The organism is Paenibacillus sp. E194, assembly GCF_000935845.1.
GTDB lineage: Bacteria > Bacillota > Bacilli > Paenibacillales > Paenibacillaceae > Paenibacillus_B > Paenibacillus_B alvei_B.
The window spans coordinates 11246-29053 of record NZ_JMDX01000056.1 but is presented as its reverse complement, the minus strand read 5'-3'; the positions used below and the strand labels follow the sequence as shown (position 1 = coordinate 29053).

Below are 17808 nucleotides of genomic sequence, written 5' to 3'. Positions count from 1 at the left end.
TACAGGTATATGGGTTCGTTAATGAAATACAATGAAGAGAAGAACACATTTTTACACGAGATTGCCGAATCTGGACAAACTGCTGTGTAAGCTGGCTTTCGTCCAAAAGGCAATGGGGGAGGATTCGAATTGAGTTTCGGATTGGAAAATTGGTCAGTCCTGCTGGAGAATGTGCCGCGTATTGCGGTGTGGACGGCGATAGGAGCGGTGCTCTTATTCATTCTCATGATTGTAGACTCCTTGTTTACAGGATATAAGGATGTCCATGAAATGAGACAAGGCAATGTTGCGGTAACGACTCGTTTTATTATGAAGCTGTTCTCGCAAGGCTATATTTTATCTAGTTCTATTCGTGTCGCTTACAGCTTAGGCGAGGCATTATTGATGTCTCTCTTCTCATTCGTCATATTGCTTATTCTGGAATTGCTAATTCGCTTGTTGTTCCGTACTGTATTCAACATGAACTTGGAAGAGGGGACGAAGCAAGGCAATATGTCGTATGCACTCGTGGCTGGTTCGCTGCATGTGGTTGGCGCGTTAATTATTGCAGCTTGCATATAACAAGTGATTCAACAGGAAGGAGGCAGAACTTATGAGCTTGTGGAAACGCATTAAAAATATTATGGCGAAGCCGGAAGCACCTCAACCAGAGAAAACGCCCTCTACGCTTGGCCCCGGGGATATATGTGAAATTTCACTTATCAGTTATGAAGTAATTGGCCGTACAGATTGGCGTATGCGTAATTCTGCATGGCTGACTCTGAGAGACGGATCACACATGAAATATTTATTTGTGGAGCAAAGAGAGCAGGCCTATTATAGTCTGTACGATTCCATTGACGGACGTCTGGATGATGTGGAGGAAGTTCCCACAGAAATTGAACTTGATGGTAAGTGGTATTACATGGAAGACCAATATAACGGCAGAGTCGTGTGTACAGGACAAACGCCATTTGGCGTATCTGGCGAGCAGTACGTGTGGCAGTATCAAGCCGATGATCGTAAGCTGCTTCGCATTGAATGGCAGGATGGACGATTCCAGTTGTATGAAGGAGATTCTGTCATATCCGCTGACGTACGTATTCTGCGCGGTTCTTAAGAGGCGCCTATGCGAAAATTCGGATTGGATTCAATCAAATGGCTTGTCATTTTCAGCTTGATTATTCCTTTGCTAACGGCTTGCGGGCAGTATGACCTTTCGGAGACGTATCCGCTTGAGTCTGTGAGTCGCGATGGGAAGAGCACTTCTTATATATATCGTGCTGAGAACACAACCGTACCTGAAGCGGCTAAGTCTATCTCTGATAAACGTAAACCGAAGCAGACATCTGAACAGAGTGACGAGCGAATGTTCCTCGTCTATGATAATGAGCTCATTCAGGTGCAGCGCGACAAAGACAAACCAGAAGATTCGATTATTGAAGTGGCTTCACAGGAGTACGTAAGGCAGAATTATGATCGAAGCTTCTTGGAGATGTACCTGCAATACAAGCTGCTCGATACCCTGTTCGATTCATTAAGCGGGTATGGGAAGTACCGGGGTTATAATGAGCGTCGTACATACGAGCCGACGAAATCATACCAAAAGCCTACGGTGGAGGATAAGAAGAAGGCTCCTCCAATGACAGTGGATCGCAAGGGATCCATCTTCCGCAGAGGCTCCTCGACAGATACGTCGAAGAATACGGGGGGCGGGTTCTTCTCAAGGCAGCCGAAGGATAATAGCAATCGCGGCTCCATATCACGAGGGGGGAGCGGGGGAAGTTATAATCCACCGAAAGTAAAAAAATCGAAACCGCCGAAGACTCGTTCCGGTTCGGGAAGTATATTCCGCCGAAAGCGATAGCAGAAGGCAAATAAGAACCGCTCTTCTCGGATAGAAGAGCGGTTCTTATTTTATGGGGAAATTAGAAGAGATTACTCTTCCTCGTCCTGCCGCCGCTCAATAGCTTCAGACATCGTCTTATCTGTCAGGTGTGCATAGATTTCCGTTGTCTCTGTCGAAGCGTGGCCAAGCTGTTCCTTTGTTTTGTAAATGTCATTTTGCAAATAATAATCTGTGGCGAAAGAGTGCCGAAGCTTATGTACAGTTAGAGCAGGCTTGCCGTATCTCTTTGCATATTTAATAATCATCTGCTGAATTGCACGTTTCGTCATGCGATTTCCTTCCTTCTCGCCATTCTTGATTGCGAGGAAGAAGGCTTTTTCCTTTTTAGGCGCAGCATACCGTGTTGAACGTGCTTCCATGTATTCGGCCAAGTCATGTCTTGCGCTGTCACGGTAATAAACCGGAGTCTTGAACGTCTCATCATTATGACCCTTGCGATATACATAGACGAGCTTGTTGTTCATATCGACATCATCCATGTTGAGATTCACAACTTCGCTAACCCGCAACCCGGAATTCAGGATTAGGCTGACAATGGCAGCATCCCGAACCGCATTCTGCGCATGTGCATATGCAGCTTGTTTGTTATTGGCTACATCTTGGGCATAACCATCCCGCACATAATGAATGAACCCGTTAATTTCATTATCTTCTAGCAGCTTACCCTTCAGCTTAGAGGCGCTGTCTTTCGGTTTATGTACGCGTTTGATTTCGATCTTGGCCATTACATTGCGCTTCAATAACGGGTAGAAGTTCTCATCCTCTGCAATTTGGCTCAAGTAATGGAATAAGGAGCGCAGGGATGACAGCTTGCGGGACACGGTCACGCGGGCATTGGTTGTTTCTTTGTATGTCGTCAAATAAATGCGAAACGAAGTAATATGCTCCATGCGAAGCGATTCCAAATCTAATAAGGTAACATCCTTCTGATCATGCGCATCGGTTAATCGCTCGGATACGAGCCAGCCCAGAAATATTTCGTAGTCCCGCACATACTCCAACAAGGAGGATGGAGATAAATCGGGCATCTTATATTCAATAAATTGTTGCACGTACCAGGGCAGGGACGGCAGCTTGTGCTGAAGCACAGCACGGTCTCTCGTCTTCTGAATCGTCATATTGGGCAGAGACCTCCTTCCATACTCCTTCTATTGTAATGAACGAGTGATCCCGCGTAAAGAAGGCAATGCTCAAATAGTTGTTCAATCGAATGGGTAGAGATGCTACAATGGTTAAAGTTGTGCATACAAGGAGATAAGAAGACATGAAGCAGACTTACTCATTAAAGCAAAAATTGATTCAAATGCTACATATTTTATTGCCTATATTCGTAACGCAAGTGGCAATGCAACTGATGACATTCTTTGATACGGTCATGTCAGGCAACTACCGAACTTCTGACTTAGCAGGTGTAGCGATCGCTACGAGTATTTGGGTGCCCGTATACACAGGGCTAAGCGGGATTTTCCTTGCGGTGACGCCAATTGTGGCGCAGCATATGGGAGCAGAACGCAAGCAGTTAATTGCTCCAAGTGTGACCCAGGCAGCATATTTAGCCGTCATCTTCGGAGCGGCTGTCATTGGGATCGGTATATTTGCGGTTGATCCGATTCTAACCTTTATGAAGCTGGATGCGGATGTTCACCGGGTGGCAAGAGAATATTTGACTGCAATTGGATTTGGGGTCATTCCATCTTTTCTTTACACCGTATTGCGCGCTAGTATCGATGGGCTTGGCCTGACACGAGTTACCATGATCATTACCCTCCTGTCCTTCCCGATCAATGTGCTTTTGAACTATCTGTTTATTTTCGGTAATTTTGGGTTTCCAGCGTTCGGTGGGGCAGGATCAGGAATTGCGACAGCCATTACATATGGTATTATTACTTGCGTAGCGATTGGATTTATGCGGCGCAATGATCGAATGCGTGAAATGGGCATGCTTCGCACATGGAATGGTATTTCACTGACACATTGGAAAGAGATTCTTCGCATCGGGATGCCGATCGGATTATCGATTTTCTTTGAAGTAAGTATTTTCTCCATGGTAACCATATTCATGAGTGAATATGACACGGCAACAATTGCAGCACATCAATCGGCACTCAATTTTGCTTCCTTATTATACATGCTTCCGATGAGCATCGCGATGTCATTAACGATTCTCGTTGGATTCGAAGTGGGCGCCAAGCGATTCAGGGATGCGAAAACCTATGCGAGACTTGGTATATTTACAGCGGTGGGCTTATCCTCGCTATGTGCAATATTCCTATTCTTGTTCCATAATGAAGTAGCAGGCATGTACACGAAGGAAGCGGGTGTGCGTGAGATTACATCGTCGTTCCTGATGTATGCGATATTCTTCCAGCTGTCAGACGCGATTGCGGCACCTGTTCAAGGTACGCTTCGCGGCTATAAAGATGTAAATGCTGTGTTCATGATCGCATTCGCCTCGTATTGGATTATTGGTCTACCGTTAGGCTATGTCCTGGCGAACTGGACGGATCTACATGCGTATGGCTATTGGATCGGACTGATTAGTGGTCTAGCAGCAGGCGCTGTTGCGCTGTTCACACGGCTTGCAATTGTAGAGCGCAGAGTACTGAAGCACGTACAAACAAATTAGTTAATGATTTAATAAAAATTGCATTTAACAAACTCATTTCAGTAAACTATTTGAAACAAGAGGGCATCTGCTCTCTTGTTTTTTGTTAGGTGATGTATTATTGAGTTCGTGATCTTCTCGATATGTTTGACTGAAATAATTCGGAGTTCAAGTAAACAGATTTTCCGCAGCAGAAGCACTTGAGAAGTTCCTGCTATGGTAGTTTGAAGGGTACAACCAACGATTTGCTACCCGCAAAGTTTTATATGAAGTAATGTTCAACTGTTGTATACTTTTTTATTACAATGTGATAAGGTAGAAACGAATATGTAAGAGGAGGTATCTATTTAAGGACATGTGGACTAACTAATTGGACTCGTTATGGAATTGGATAACAACGATCCAGTGCTCTGCCGCAATGGTGGAACGGTTAGAAAACACGTGTGCCTATATACAGATACTCCTTATCGTAGTAGTTGGACAGAGGAAGCAGTGCAGGCTGAAAAAGCTTGCTCCTGTTTTGTTTTGCCGCGACTTGTACCTATGCGTAAGCTACAGAGTGCTTATGGAGGGTATGCTATTTGTTTACGTTAGGGTTTCTTTATCGCACAATCTAATCGTGACTCATCGGCAGAGGCCGGTGAGTTTTTTGTTGCGCTTAGTTGCGTGGATAAAGGAGGTAAACGTATGACGTTGTTGTTAAGCTGCAAAAAATTAGCGAAAGCCTTTGGAGATTTGCAGGTGCTACGAAATATTCAGCTCGATATTGCCAAGGGGGATCGCATTGGACTGGTCGGATGCAATGGTGCAGGCAAAACGACACTCGCCCAGTTACTATATGGAACAGTAAAGCCGGACACAGGTGTGATCACTTGTTTCGGAGATTCGATTGATATCGGATATTTAAGGCAATCGACTTCGTATTCAGTTCAAATGTTCAGTGAGATGTCGGAATGCATGCTGGAGAAGGATGGAGCTTCCTCATTCATGACTGCAACAAGCATGATGGGCGTAAGACAGGTACAGTCGTGGGAAATGGAGAGAGCTCGTCATCTGAGCGGAGGGGAGCGCACGAAGATGGCGCTAGCTCATATCTGGTCAACTCGCCCTCATTTATTACTTTTAGATGAGCCTACGAACCATCTAGACTTGGATGGTGTGGAATGGTTGATTCGAGAACTGAATTCATACGATGGTTCGATGCTTGTCATCTCGCATGATCGATATTTTCTTGATCGGACGGTTCAGCGCATTATTGAGCTAGAGGATGGAGTTGCTCATGAATACATGGGGAACTACAGCGCGTATCGCGATGAAAAAGCTCGAAGATATCAGAATCAGCTGCATCAATATGAGACGGAGCAAAAGTATAAAGCAAAAATAGAAATTGAAATCCACCGCTTGGAACAGTGGTCTTCCAAGGCGCACCGAGAAGCAGGTAAAGTTGGCAAAATGGCCGAGATGCGTACTGGGATCAAGGAGTTCTATCGTACCAAGGCCAAGAAAATGGATCGACAGGTGAAATCGAGGATAAAAAGGCTTCGTCGAATCGAATGTGAAGGAATACAGAAGCCGCGAGAGGAGCAGCAAATCTACTTCGAATTTGATCATCCAGACAAACGGGGTAGACGAATGCTGGAAGCAAATCGGTTAAGCAAGTCAGTAGGGAATAAGCTGTTGTTCCAAGATAGTTCATTTACCGTTAAGCGTGGAGATAGAATCGGACTTCTAGGGCCAAATGGGTGCGGCAAATCAACGCTTATCCGGATGTTAATAGGGCAGCTTCAACCTGATCGTGGAGAGATCTGGCTAAGTCCAAGTCTCAAGCCCGCCTACTTATCTCAGGAGCTGGACGATCTGGATGAGGAGCAATGCGCATTGAAATGGTATGACTCCGAAAATCTTGCCGAAGTACGTACGGTACTCGCTCAGATGGGGATCGAGTCAGCAATGTTGATGAAACCAATAAAGCAGCTGAGCCTAGGAGAACGGATGCGTCTCAAAATCGCGAACTTGATCTTCAATCGTTCAGACGTGCTTGTTTTGGATGAACCAACGAATCATTTAGATTTACAGAGCAGGACGCAACTAGAGGAAACGTTAACTTCGTATTCTGGAACGATGTTGATCGCTTCCCATGATCGGTATTTCCTCGAACGAGTATGTCAAAAATGGCTGGTCTTCCATGACGGTAAAGTGACAATGTCACAACGTTCATTAAGACAGGCAGTGCAAGTTGGCGATGATGGATATGGTTCGGATCAGACTGCCTACTCAGAAGAGGTGTATGATCGGTTAATGGTAGAACATAAGTTATCCCACATTTTAGCCGAGCTATCACTGTGTAAACCAGGAGATAACAAGTATGCGGCGCTAGATGAGGAATACCGATTGTGGCTCCACAGAAAGAAGCAATTGGATCAATCTAGGCATAAATAGCTTGAACTAGCGAACCATAGAAGTACATCCGTGAATGAAAGGGTATCCAGCTATATGAAAATGAATAAGTTTGCTCTTCTGCCAATATGCCTTGCGATTATGATGTTCGTGTCCGGTTTCCAAAGCGAAAGTATTGTGCAAGTGGATGTGCCAGAGAATGAATTGGCTGCCGTGATTCATGACATACAAAAAGGCGGATATATTTTGTATATGAGGCATGGCGAAGCTGCGGTCGGGCAGGATCGACCAGTCGTGGATTTTCAGGATTGCTCCACGCAGCGCAATTTGAGCGATACCGGAAGAGAGCAGGCTAAATTGCTCGGGGTGTCTATGCGCAAACTCAATATTCCCGTTCAATATCCAGTTGTTGCGAGTCCATATTGCCGCACCCGAGAAACGGCTGAACTTGCTTTTGGTTCGGGTAATGTAGTTGTTGATCCTTCTCTAGCTGATGTCACTAAGCTTAGCGACAGCTCAATTTCAGCTGCAGAGAAACAGAACATCGTGACACAGGTAGAGAAAATGCTCGAGGTGGTACCTCCCCCCGGAACGAACAAAGTAATCATCGGGCACGCTTTTCCTACCGATGTTGCTGTCGGTGAGATCCCTAATATGGGTACTGTCGTGATTAAGCCCAAAGGGCCGGGGAATGGGTATGAGGTTGTCCAAAAAATTAGTCTTCAAGATTTCATGAGATAGATAGGTCTCCTATATGCAAAATTTCCTTCATTTTGAAGGAAGGCTTTCCGCTCTCCATTTTGTTGCATTACAAGATTATTGCAGAACGGCACAAACATTGGTTCAAGACATCTTTTCTAAATGGGTGAAAATCCAAGGTCAAGGACTAATGTTTGTGTCGTAGATTTTCAACACAAATACTCCTCAGATTCTACTTGATCAGAACCGCAGCCTGCCACGACGACCAAAAAGATGCTGCAGCCATCCTACCTAGATAATGGAACAGCCATAAACCTTGTCAAAGGGAAATGATTGTGTTATTTTATATGTGTAACCGGTTTCATATTTAGAGGTGAGTAACAACGATGGCAACGATTAGAGACGTAGCGAAACATGCGGGCGTATCCGCGGCAACCGTATCACGGGTAATCAACGACACTGGATATGTGCATGATGATACCCGCAGAAAGATTGAAAGCGCAATCAAAGAGCTCCATTATACACCGAATGAAGTAGCAAGATCCTTATATAAGCGAAAATCCAGACTGATTGGTTTTCTTCTCCCGGATATCACCAACCCCTTTTTTCCTGAGTTGGCGCGTGGCGTAGAGGATAAGATGCAGGAGAATGATTTTCGGATCATTTTTGGCAATAGCGATGAAGATATAAAGAAAGAAAAGGAATATATCCAGACCTTTGTACAAAATAACGTGGTTGGCGTGATTGTCTCCACGAACCATCCGGATGCAGATATCTATCGGAAGCTGAAGATTCCAGTAGTGTTTCTCGACCGTACGGTGGACAATCGCCCGTCGGTATTTGCGGACGGACATGAAGGCGGAAAGATAGCTGCCCGTGAAATGATTGCCCGCGGCAGTAAGCGGATTACGGTCATGCAGGGTCCGGCTTCCATTCGGCCGGCACAGGATCGTTATCAGGGCGCGATTGATGTGCTGATCAACCATGGGATGGATTACAACGTAATCCGGACTACATCGTTTTCGTTCACGGAAGCAGGAAAATGGGCGAAGGAATTGTTCGAACGTTATCCAGACACGGATGGCATCATTGCCAGCAACGACATTGTTGCTACGGCTGTGCTTCATGAAGCGCTTCGGCTTGGCAAGAATGTGCCGGATGACGTGCAAATTATCGGCTTTGACGATATTCCGCTCAGCAGTCTCTTAACTCCGGCACTAACGACGATTAGGCAGCCAGCTTATGATATGGGCATAGCCTCGGCAGACCTTTTAATACAATTATTAGAAAATGAAAACGTAGATCAGAAAATCATACAAATGCCCGTGACATTTACAGAGCGGGAAACAATGAGGAAGGTGGGGCAACATGGCTAAAATTATTGTAGTAGGAAGCTCATCCATTGATTTGGTCGTTACATCATCCAAGCGCCCGGGGGCCGGTGAAACGGTTCTCGGGGAAAGCTTCAAAACAGTTCCTGGAGGCAAAGGTGCGAACCAGGCCGTTGCCGCAGCGCGGCTCGGAGCCGACGTAACCATGATTGGGCGCGTAGGAGACGATGCATTCGCAGCGCAAATTTTGAACAACTTTAAGCAAAACAACGTTTGTGTCGACAATGTGGAACCGGTTCCACATATGGAAAGTGGAACAGCGCATATCATTTTGGCAGAAGGTGATAACAGTATTGTTGTCGTGAAAGCGGCCAATAATGAAGTTACCCCGGAATATATCGACCATATGAGGGAAGCTTTTGCAGGAGCCGATATGGTGATGATCCAGCAAGAGATTCCGGTGGAAACCGTTACTCATGTCAGCCGGATCTGTAAGAACCTTGGGATTCCGCTGCTGCTCAACCCGGCGCCAGCACGTCCGCTTGATGATGAAGTAATCGAAAACGCCGCTTATATTACACCAAATGAGCATGAAGCGGAAATCCTGTTTTCATCTCTAACTGTTCCTGAGGCGCTGCGCAAATATCCAAACAAGCTGTTTATTACCGAAGGCAGTAAGGGAGTGCGTTATTTCGATGGATCTAATGAAGTGCTCGTACCATCTTACAAAGTGGAAGTGGTAGATACGACAGGCGCGGGAGATACCTTTAACGCCGCTTTTGCGGTCGCACTGGCTGAGGGAACAGCGATTTACGATAGCGTCCGTTTTGCTAACCGTGCAGCTTCCTTGTCTGTAACGAAGTTTGGTGCGCAGGGCGGCATGCCATATCGTCAAGAAGTGGAGGCGCAGATGTAACATGAAAAAACAAGGCATCTTGAACAGTCATATTTCGAAAATTCTGGCCGATTTGGGCCACACGGATACAATCGTCGTCTGCGACGTCGGTCTTCCCATACCGGAAGGGGTCAAGAAAATTGATTTGGCGCTGACTTTAGGTACGCCAAGCTTCGAGGAAACCGTCAATGCCATTGCTGCCGATATGGAAATCGAAAAAGTGGTGATTGCGAGAGAAATCAAAACGCAAAATAGTGAAGCAAATGTTTATATTCAGCATAAATTCGCTGATTGTGATATCGAGGATTGTCCTCACGAAGAATTCAAGGAACTAACTCGCAAGGCCAAAGCCGTGATTCGCACGGGCGAGGCCAAACCGTTCGCCAATATCATTTTACAGTCAGGTGTCTATTTCGGTTAGCAAGCATCTGCTTTCGAAGCCAGTTTTGCTGCAAAGAACATCCAGAGAAGCAACGTTCGCAAAACTAAGCGTATGCTTCCGAGGTAGTTTTGCTGCGAAGACATCCATAGGAGCATAGCTCCGCAAAACTTGTAAGGAGGAGCCATTATGCAGATTCAAATGAAAGGAATCCACAAAGCCTTCGGCAGCAATCAGGTATTATCTGGCGTCGATTTTGACCTGCGCGAAGGTGAGGTTCACGCCCTCATGGGTGAAAACGGTGCGGGCAAGTCCACCCTAATGAACATTCTGACGGGCCTGCATGCAAGAGATAAAGGAACCATCCTTATTGACGGCAAGGAAACGTATTTTGCCAATCCGAAAGAAGCGGAGCGGCAAGGCATCGCTTTCATCCATCAGGAGCTAAATATATGGCCTGACATGACCGTGGTGGACAACCTGTTCATCGGGAAGGAGATGTCCTCGAATTGGGGACTTCTGAAATCCAAGGAAATGAAGGCGCTTGCAATGGAGCAGTTCAAGAGACTTTCTGTTGACATTCCGTTGAATATGGAAGCAGGACAATGCTCAGTAGGACAGCAGCAGATGATTGAAATCGCCAAGGCGCTATTGACGGACACTAAGGTCATTATCATGGACGAACCAACCTCGGCGCTGACGGAAAGAGAAATTCAGAAACTATTTGAAGTCATTCGTTCCTTGAAACAAGAAGGAGTATCGATTGTTTATATATCGCATCGCATGGAGGAAATCTTCGAAATTTGCGACCGGATTACCGTAATGCGCGACGGCCGAACCGTAGACACCAAGGCGATTCCAGAAACCAATTTCGATGAAGTCGTAAAGAAAATGGTCGGCAGGGAGCTGACCGAACGCTACCCTGCTCGCAACCCATCACCAGGTGAGGTTGTACTGGAAGTAGAGCATGCAACTCGCAAAGGATGGTTCGAAGATGTCAGCTTCAGCGTCCGTCAAGGTGAAATCGTTGGTTTCTCCGGCCTGATGGGTTCTGGACGAACCGAAATTATGAGAGCGCTGTTCGGATTGGATCGGCTGGATCAAGGCGAGATCCTTATGTTCGGCAAGAAGGTCGAGATCAGCAAGCCAGTTGACGCCGTTAATCTTGGAATCGGTTTCATCACGGAAGACCGCAAAGATGAGGGTTTGGTTCTGGACTTTTCCGTTCGGGAAAACATGGTGCTTCCAAGTATCAGCGGCTTTACAAAGAAGGGCATCATCTCAACGCAGAGTGAAAAATTGTTCGTGGATGCCTTGATTAAGCGACTGCAGATCAAAACGCATTCAGCAGAAACCGCAGCAGGCAATTTGTCCGGCGGTAATCAGCAGAAGGTGGTTATCGCCAAGTGGATAGGCATCGGACCGAAGCTGTTAATCCTCGATGAACCGACCCGAGGGGTAGACGTTGGCGCTAAGCGCGAAATCTACCAGCTCATGAACGAGCTGACAGGCCATGGAGTTGCCATTATTATGGTATCTTCCGAATTGCCTGAAGTGCTCGGCATGAGCGACCGCATCGTTGTTGTTCACGAAGGACGAATCACAGGAGAATTAAATAAAGCAGAAGCTACACAGGAAAAAATAATGACGCTAGCGACAGGGGGAAAGTGATATGACAACCATCAATGATGCAAAAACAAGCAAAGGCTTTCAACTATCGCAAATGACGCAAAAGCTCGGACCTCTCCTTGGTCTATTCATACTGATTGTCATCGTGTCCATTCTTAACCCAAGTTTTTTGGAACCGCTTAACATTTTGAACTTGCTGCGGCAGGTATCCATCAACGCACTGATTGCGTTTGGCATGACCTTCGTTATTCTTACGGGCGGGATCGACTTGTCCGTCGGCTCAACCCTGGCATTATCAAGTGCGTTTGTAGCCAATATGCTCGTAGCCGGCTATGATCCGATTCTGTCTATCCTCGCCGGATGTTTGCTTGGTGGTGTGATGGGCATGATTAACGGTCTTCTGGTTACCCAGGGTAAAATGGCTCCGTTTATCGCAACACTTGCAACAATGACGATTTTTAGAGGACTGACGCTCGTTTATACAGATGGTAATCCGATTACCGGGCTCGGTGACAGCATGACATTCCAATTGTTCGGTCGCGGTTATCAGTTTGGCATTCCGGTTCCTGCAATTACGATGATTATTGCTTTCGCAATACTGTGGGTGATATTGCACAAAACGGCTTTTGGGCGCAAAACCTATGCAATCGGCGGTAACGAAAAAGCGGCTATCGTTTCTGGCATTAAAGTGTCACGCGTTAAAATCATGATTTATTCCTTGGCAGGTATGCTTTCCGCTTTGGCCGGGGCTATCTTGACTTCACGTTTGAACTCGGCACAGCCGACCGCAGGTACATCCTATGAGCTGGATGCAATTGCTGCGGTAGTATTGGGCGGTACAAGCCTTTCCGGAGGCCGGGGACGAATTGTCGGTACGTTGATTGGTGCACTGATTATCGGTACCCTGAACAACGGACTTAACCTGCTCGGCGTATCTTCCTTCTATCAAATGGTGGTCAAAGGTATCGTTATTCTGATTGCGGTGCTCATCGACCGGAAGAAATCTGCATAAGCGAGAGGAGAGAATCAAATGAAAAAGCTAACGATAATATTGGCAGCGTTTCTGCTCATTGTAACGACTGGTTGTTCTCTTGAGCCCCCAAGCTGGGCAAAGCCTAAGGCTGGTGGGGATTTGAAGGATATAAAAATCGGTTTGTCTGTCTCCACGCTGAATAACCCGTTCTTCGTTTCCTTAAAAGATGGCGTGGTTGCCGAAGCCAAAAAACACGGCATAGAAACAATTGTCATCGATGCGCAAAACGATTCGGCTAAACAAAGCAATGACGTCGATGACCTGATGCAAAAAGGCGTGAATGTACTGCTGATTAATCCTACCGATTCTGCAGCCATCTCGAATGCGGTGCAATCAGCGAACGGTCTTGGCATTCCTGTCATTACGCTCGACCGCTCGGCGGATCACGGCGACGTTGAAGCACTGGTGGCTTCAGATAATGTGAAGGGCGGCCGCATGGCAGCTGAATTTATCGAGAACCTCGTTGGCAAAAATGCGAAAGTCATTGAGCTTGAAGGTGTAGCGGGCGCATCGGCGACCCGTGAACGCGGCAAGGGCTTCCACGAAGTGGCCGACCAGACTTTGAAAGTTATTGCGAAGCAAACGGCAGACTTTGACCGTACAAAAGGTCTCAACGTGATGGAAAACCTGCTTCAAGCAAATCCTGATGTACAAGCTGTGTTCGCGCACAATGATGAAATGGCGCTCGGTGCGATTGAAGCCATTAAGAGCACCGGCAAAAATATTCCGGTTATCGGATTTGACGGCAATGACGATGCATTAAAATCGATTCAGGAAGGCAAGCTCACAGCAACCGTAGCACAGCAGCCTGACCTGATCGGACAGCTTGCGGTGCAAGCCGCATATGACGTGCTGCAAGGCAAGCCAGTGGAAAAAACGATTCCTGCCCCGCTGAAGCTGGTGACTAAGGAATAAGTTGTGAAATAAGCGTGGACGCTTATCCGTTTAGGAAGCTCTCTTTTCAGCAAACAGGCTCATGTTTGGGCTGCTGCTGTTAAGGGAGCTTTTTTGTTAAGCACAAACATGCTGTTTGAGCCCCGCTCCCTAAAATTTTCATATCCATAATTTAAAATTTACATTTTTTTCGGATCTATGATCTTTTTCACATCCAAATCGGTAAAAAATAGGTTATTCTAACGATGTGATATATTTCACAAAGTTACAGGGGAGGCATGGCAATGAGAAAAAGATTAGTGATGATTGGCAACGGTATGGCAGGAGCGCGATGCATTGAGGAGATATTGCGCCGTGATCGCGAACGTTATGATGTGACGATGATTGGTGATGAACCATATCCGAATTATAATCGCATCATGCTGTCCCCTGTGCTGCAAGGCAAGACGACTTTTGAAGAAATTACGATCAATGATTGGGATTGGTATCAATCCAATAATATACATTTGCTGACAAAAGAGCGCGTCGTGGCGATTGACCGGGAAGCTCAGGAGGTCCGGACGGAGCTTGGGACTGTCGTTCCTTACGACGAGTTGATCATTGCAACGGGATCCAGCGCCTTTATTCTGCCTGTTCCGGGGCATACACTCGAAGGTGTCGTTGGCTTCCGGACAATTGAAGATACGAAAATGATGCTGGAAGCAGCTAAACAATATAAAAAGGCGGTTGTCATCGGGGGCGGACTCTTGGGCCTGGAAGCGGCACGTGGTCTGATGAACCAAGGGATGGACGTGCATGTCGTTCATTTGCTGCCCTATCTGATGGAGATGCAGCTGGATCCAGTTGCCGCGAACCTGCTGCGGCGGGATCTTGAAGCCCAAGGTATGAAGTTTTTGATGGAGAAAAAAACAACGGAAATATATGGCGACGGGCGGGTACAAGGACTAAGATTCGAAGACGGAACAAGTGTCGAATGCGATCTCGTCGTGATGGCTGTCGGCATTCGTCCGAATGTAGCTATTGCGCGTGAAGCAGGGCTGGCTGTAGCCCGGGGTATTCAAGTCAACGATGTCATGCAGACGTCGGATCCAGCGATTTATGCGGTTGGAGAATGTGCTGAGCACGGTGGAATTGTTTATGGACTCGTGGCGCCGTTATACGAGCAGGGAGTTGTGCTCGCCGATCATTTAACAGACCGGCCAACGGAAGGATACCATGGCAGCGTGTTGTCCACGCAGTTGAAGGTAGCGGGCTGCGATCTGTTTAGTGGCGGGGAAATTCATGCCGATGAGAATACGAAGGCGATTGTCGTTCAGGACGAATTCGCCGGAGCTTACAAAAAAGTATTGGTTCGTGACGGAAAGGTCGTCGGTGTCGTGCTTTACGGGGATGTGTCAGATGGCACGCGGCTGTTCAGCATGCTGAAAAAAGAAAGTGATATTCAGGAATATACGAGTGCGTCCGTGCTGCATAAGGCTGGGGAAGACAGCGGGCTTGATGTCGCGTCGATCAGTGCCAACGAGACGATTTGCGGCTGCAACGGGGTGACCAAAGGAACAATCGTCGGTGCAATCCTCGAGAACGGGTTGACCACTTTTGATGAAGTGAAATCGCTGACGAAAGCCGGCGGTTCGTGCGGCAAATGCCGGGGCATGGTTGAAGCAATCCTTGCGCATACGCTTGGTGATAAGTTCGATGCATCGGCGCAAAAGGCGGCCGGCATGTGCGGCTGTACGACGCTCTCCCGCGATGAAGTAGTCGCTGCGATTCGGGAGAAAGGACTGCAATCGCCACGGGAAGTGCGTATGGTCCTCGGGTTTACACATGAGGAAGGCTGCTCGAAATGCCGCCCGGCGCTGAACTATTATTTGCGGATGCTGCGTCCTGAAACGTATGCCGATGACAAGGCCTCGCGGTATGTCAACGAGCGGATGGAGGGCAATATTCAGAATGATGGCACCTTCTCGGTCATTCCGCGGATGTATGGTGGAACAACGACGCCGGAGGATCTGATCCGCATCGGTGAGGTGGCGAAAAAATACGAGGTGCCGCTGGTGAAAATCACGGGCGCCAGCCGAATTGGCCTTTACGGGGTGAAAAAAGAGGATGTGCCAAAGGTATGGGAAGAGCTTGAAATGCGTTCGGGATATGCTTACTCCAAATCGCTGCGCAACGTCAAATCGTGTGTCGGTTCGAGATTTTGCCGTTTTGGCACGCAAGATTCGTTAGAGCTGGGCATCCAGCTCGAGCAGAAAATCGAGATGGTCGATACGCCGCACAAAATGAAAATGGGCGTTACTGGCTGTCCGCGGAACTGTGCCGAGGTGCTAACGAAGGATTTTGGCGTGGTATGCGTCGAGAACGGGTATCAACTTTATTTTGGCGGAAACGGAGGCACCGAGGTTCGGGAATGCGACAGCTTGACGACTGTGGCAACGGAGAATGAAGTGATTCGTTTTGCTAAAGCTTACGTCCAGTTGTACAGGGAAACAGGCATCTACGGTGAACGGACGGCTCCTTGGGTGAACCGGATGAGTGCGGATTGGGTACGCCAAACGCTGGCAGAGGAAGCGGAAGTTGCTACATTGGTTGACCGATTTGAAGCGGCGAAAAAACCTACAGCGAAGCCTGGAAAACCGCGCTGGAAAATGAGGAACGTCGCAGCATGTATACAGTAGAAAGACCATAACAGGGAGGGAGCCACATGAGCGTTACAATGGGACTAGTGAAAGTTATGAAGCTGGAGGATCTGAAGCCGCAAATCGGCAAAGAGGTGCAAGTGCTGGATCAAACCGTCGCAATATTCCGGCTGTCAAACGACGAGGTGCGCGCCGTGAGCAACCGGTGTCCGCATAAAAACGGGCCGCTGGCCGAGGGAATCGTATCGGGTGAATTCGTTTTTTGCCCGCTGCATGACTGGAAAATTTCACTGACAACTGGTGAAGTCCAAAAACCAGATGACGGATGCATCACGACATACGAGACGGCGGTCATTGACGGATACGTCTACATTGGGGGCCCGATCAAACATGAAAAACACGATCCAAGTCGTTGAAAACGCGGGCGTGGCTAAGGTCAACCTGCTGAACCGAAGTTTGGGCAAGTATCTCGTCTCTTCCATGCTAGCTGGCTTATTTGTCGGGCTTGGCATCATTCTGATTTATACGATTGGCGGAATGCTTGCTCCTGCCCACGCGCCTAGTACCAAGATCGTGATGGGGATCAGCTTCGGTATCGCACTGAGCCTTGTCTTGATGGCCGGGTCAGAGTTGTTTACCGGGAATAACTTCATCATGATGGTAAGCACGTTGAATAAGAAAACAACATGGCTGGATACGTTCAGAATTTGGCTTTACAGTTATGTCGGCAATTTTGCTGGTTCCATGCTGTTGGCGGCGCTTTTCGTTTTTACCGGGCTTGCAAAGGGCGGCGCGGCTGACTTTATCAACAATGCTGCGAGCGCGAAGATGAATGCGCCGTTTATGGAGCTGTTCATGCGCGGCATTTTATGTAATACGCTTGTCTGTCTCGCAGTTTGGTGTTCGATGAAGCTGAAGGAAGAGATGGCAAAGCTAGTCATGATTTTCTGGTGCCTGTTCGCCTTTATCACCTCCGGGTTCGAGCACAGCGTGGCGAATATGTCGCTTCTGTCGGTCTCGTTGTTCATCCCACATCCGGAGACAGTTTCATGGGCAGGGCTGGCCGCGAATTTGATTCCGGTCACGCTTGGCAACATGGTTGGAGGCATTTTGTTCGTAGGAATTGCTTATTGGTATATTGCGAAGGATTGAGAAGTAGAAATAGAAAACACGGCTAAGCCTCCTGTCGTCGCTTGAATGAAGTGGCGATGGGAGGCTTTTTTACGGTATAGAATTAGAAAACAATCGAAGATTATAACGATCAATGGATAAGGCTAATTTATTTGCCTCTCAGATCCAACTGCGTATAATACCTATTATACGAAGAACAATTTGCAGCAATGCAGCTGATGCGTTTACAATAAGAAGGAAAACGAATAACGAACCTGCCCTCACTACACACTATATGGTATCAGGGAA

The 17808-nt window shown here is 47.3% G+C and carries 15 protein-coding genes and 1 pseudogene; 15 read left to right on the top strand and 1 reads right to left on the bottom strand.

Annotated elements, in window-relative coordinates; all coding sequences use genetic code 11:
- The first annotated feature begins 129 nt into the window (after positions 1 to 129).
- Genes AZ66_RS10355 through AZ66_RS10345 form a run of 3 tightly spaced genes read left to right on the top strand, consistent with a single transcriptional unit; the run spans position 130 to position 1846 of the window.
- Positions 130 to 561, top strand: coding sequence for a DUF350 domain-containing protein (locus tag AZ66_RS10355; protein ID WP_021253859.1), 432 nt, complete (start codon positions 130 to 132; stop codon positions 559 to 561).
- 31 nt (positions 562 to 592) lie between these two features.
- Positions 593 to 1099 carry a DUF4178 domain-containing protein gene (locus AZ66_RS10350; protein WP_044354776.1) on the top strand — a complete coding sequence of 169 codons (507 nt, stop codon included), beginning with the start codon at positions 593 to 595 and terminating at the stop codon, positions 1097 to 1099.
- Between the two features lie 9 nt (positions 1100 to 1108).
- Positions 1109 to 1846, top strand: a complete 738-nt coding sequence (locus AZ66_RS10345; RefSeq protein ID WP_044354774.1) for a DUF4247 domain-containing protein — start codon at positions 1109 to 1111, stop codon at positions 1844 to 1846.
- Between the two features lie 71 nt (positions 1847 to 1917).
- On the opposite strand, the gene xerS is transcribed toward AZ66_RS10345, so the two are convergent.
- Positions 1918 to 3006 (bottom strand): tyrosine recombinase XerS, encoded by a 1089-nt coding sequence (gene xerS / locus AZ66_RS10340; RefSeq protein WP_021261433.1) that lies wholly within the window; start codon positions 3004 to 3006, stop codon positions 1918 to 1920.
- 146 nt (positions 3007 to 3152) lie between these two features.
- Between xerS and AZ66_RS10335 the strand changes: the two genes are divergently transcribed.
- The 12 genes and pseudogenes from AZ66_RS10335 (at position 3153) to AZ66_RS10275 (ending at position 17541) form a co-directional block, all read left to right on the top strand.
- Entirely contained in the window at positions 3153 to 4514 is a 1362-nt protein-coding gene (locus AZ66_RS10335; RefSeq protein ID WP_044354773.1) for an MATE family efflux transporter, read from the top strand.
- A 666-nt stretch (positions 4515 to 5180) separates the two neighbouring features.
- Entirely contained in the window at positions 5181 to 6932 is a 1752-nt protein-coding gene (gene abc-f / locus AZ66_RS10325) for a ribosomal protection-like ABC-F family protein (protein WP_044354771.1), read from the top strand.
- A gap of 54 nt (positions 6933 to 6986) precedes the next feature.
- Positions 6987 to 7631 carry a histidine phosphatase family protein gene (locus AZ66_RS10320; RefSeq protein ID WP_044354770.1) on the top strand — a complete coding sequence of 215 codons (645 nt, stop codon included), beginning with the start codon at positions 6987 to 6989 and terminating at the stop codon, positions 7629 to 7631.
- Between the two features lie 344 nt (positions 7632 to 7975).
- Complete coding sequence (locus AZ66_RS10315) at positions 7976 to 8965, top strand: LacI family DNA-binding transcriptional regulator (protein ID WP_044354768.1); 990 nt, start codon at positions 7976 to 7978, stop codon at positions 8963 to 8965.
- The gene (gene rbsK / locus AZ66_RS10310; protein ID WP_044354767.1) at positions 8958 to 9836 is read left to right on the top strand and encodes a ribokinase; all 879 of its coding nucleotides are present in this window, start codon (positions 8958 to 8960) and stop codon (positions 9834 to 9836) included. Before AZ66_RS10315 ends, rbsK begins: the two co-directional genes overlap by 8 nt.
- Before the next feature lies 1 nt (position 9837).
- Positions 9838 to 10236: a D-ribose pyranase gene (rbsD, locus tag AZ66_RS10305; RefSeq protein WP_044354765.1), complete on the top strand. Its 399-nt coding sequence runs from the start codon at positions 9838 to 9840 to the stop codon at positions 10234 to 10236.
- Positions 10237 to 10383: 147 nt separating this feature from the next.
- Positions 10384 to 11865 (top strand): sugar ABC transporter ATP-binding protein, encoded by a 1482-nt coding sequence (locus tag AZ66_RS10300; RefSeq protein ID WP_044354764.1) that lies wholly within the window; start codon positions 10384 to 10386, stop codon positions 11863 to 11865.
- A 1-nt stretch (position 11866) separates the two neighbouring features.
- Positions 11867 to 12835 carry a ribose ABC transporter permease RbsC gene (gene rbsC, locus AZ66_RS10295; protein ID WP_021261443.1) on the top strand — a complete coding sequence of 323 codons (969 nt, stop codon included), beginning with the start codon at positions 11867 to 11869 and terminating at the stop codon, positions 12833 to 12835.
- Positions 12836 to 12853: 18 nt separating this feature from the next.
- The gene (gene rbsB / locus AZ66_RS10290; protein WP_044354762.1) at positions 12854 to 13771 is read left to right on the top strand and encodes a ribose ABC transporter substrate-binding protein RbsB; all 918 of its coding nucleotides are present in this window, start codon (positions 12854 to 12856) and stop codon (positions 13769 to 13771) included.
- Positions 13772 to 14034: 263 nt separating this feature from the next.
- A pseudogene (gene nirB, locus AZ66_RS10285) lies at positions 14035 to 16439 on the top strand (nitrite reductase large subunit NirB).
- A gap of 15 nt (positions 16440 to 16454) precedes the next feature.
- A complete protein-coding gene (nirD, locus tag AZ66_RS10280; RefSeq protein WP_021261446.1) occupies positions 16455 to 16805 on the top strand; it encodes a nitrite reductase small subunit NirD in 351 nt (116 codons plus the stop codon).
- Positions 16780 to 17541, top strand: a complete 762-nt coding sequence (locus AZ66_RS10275) for a formate/nitrite transporter family protein (RefSeq protein WP_044354760.1) — start codon at positions 16780 to 16782, stop codon at positions 17539 to 17541. Before nirD ends, AZ66_RS10275 begins: the two co-directional genes overlap by 26 nt.
- Positions 17542 to 17808 lie beyond the last annotated feature (267 nt).

Bases quoted from the DNA above. Each gene is read 5' to 3' on its own strand.
- AZ66_RS10315 (WP_044354768.1), top strand. From the start codon at position 7,976: ATGGCAACGATTAGAGACGTAGCGAAACATGCGGGCGTATCCGCGGCA.
- xerS (WP_021261433.1), bottom strand. From the start codon at position 3,006: ATGACGATTCAGAAGACGAGAGACCGTGCTGTGCTTCAGCACAAGCTG.
- AZ66_RS10320 (WP_044354770.1), top strand. From the start codon at position 6,987: ATGAAAATGAATAAGTTTGCTCTTCTGCCAATATGCCTTGCGATTATG.
- AZ66_RS10275 (WP_044354760.1), top strand. From the start codon at position 16,780: ATGAAAAACACGATCCAAGTCGTTGAAAACGCGGGCGTGGCTAAGGTC.
- rbsK (WP_044354767.1), top strand. From the start codon at position 8,958: ATGGCTAAAATTATTGTAGTAGGAAGCTCATCCATTGATTTGGTCGTT.
- AZ66_RS10300 (WP_044354764.1), top strand. From the start codon at position 10,384: ATGCAGATTCAAATGAAAGGAATCCACAAAGCCTTCGGCAGCAATCAG.
- nirD (WP_021261446.1), top strand. From the start codon at position 16,455: ATGAGCGTTACAATGGGACTAGTGAAAGTTATGAAGCTGGAGGATCTG.
- rbsB (WP_044354762.1), top strand. From the start codon at position 12,854: ATGAAAAAGCTAACGATAATATTGGCAGCGTTTCTGCTCATTGTAACG.
- AZ66_RS10350 (WP_044354776.1), top strand. From the start codon at position 593: ATGAGCTTGTGGAAACGCATTAAAAATATTATGGCGAAGCCGGAAGCA.
- abc-f (WP_044354771.1), top strand. From the start codon at position 5,181: ATGACGTTGTTGTTAAGCTGCAAAAAATTAGCGAAAGCCTTTGGAGAT.
- AZ66_RS10335 (WP_044354773.1), top strand. From the start codon at position 3,153: ATGAAGCAGACTTACTCATTAAAGCAAAAATTGATTCAAATGCTACAT.
- AZ66_RS10345 (WP_044354774.1), top strand. From the start codon at position 1,109: ATGCGAAAATTCGGATTGGATTCAATCAAATGGCTTGTCATTTTCAGC.
- rbsC (WP_021261443.1), top strand. From the start codon at position 11,867: ATGACAACCATCAATGATGCAAAAACAAGCAAAGGCTTTCAACTATCG.
- rbsD (WP_044354765.1), top strand. From the start codon at position 9,838: ATGAAAAAACAAGGCATCTTGAACAGTCATATTTCGAAAATTCTGGCC.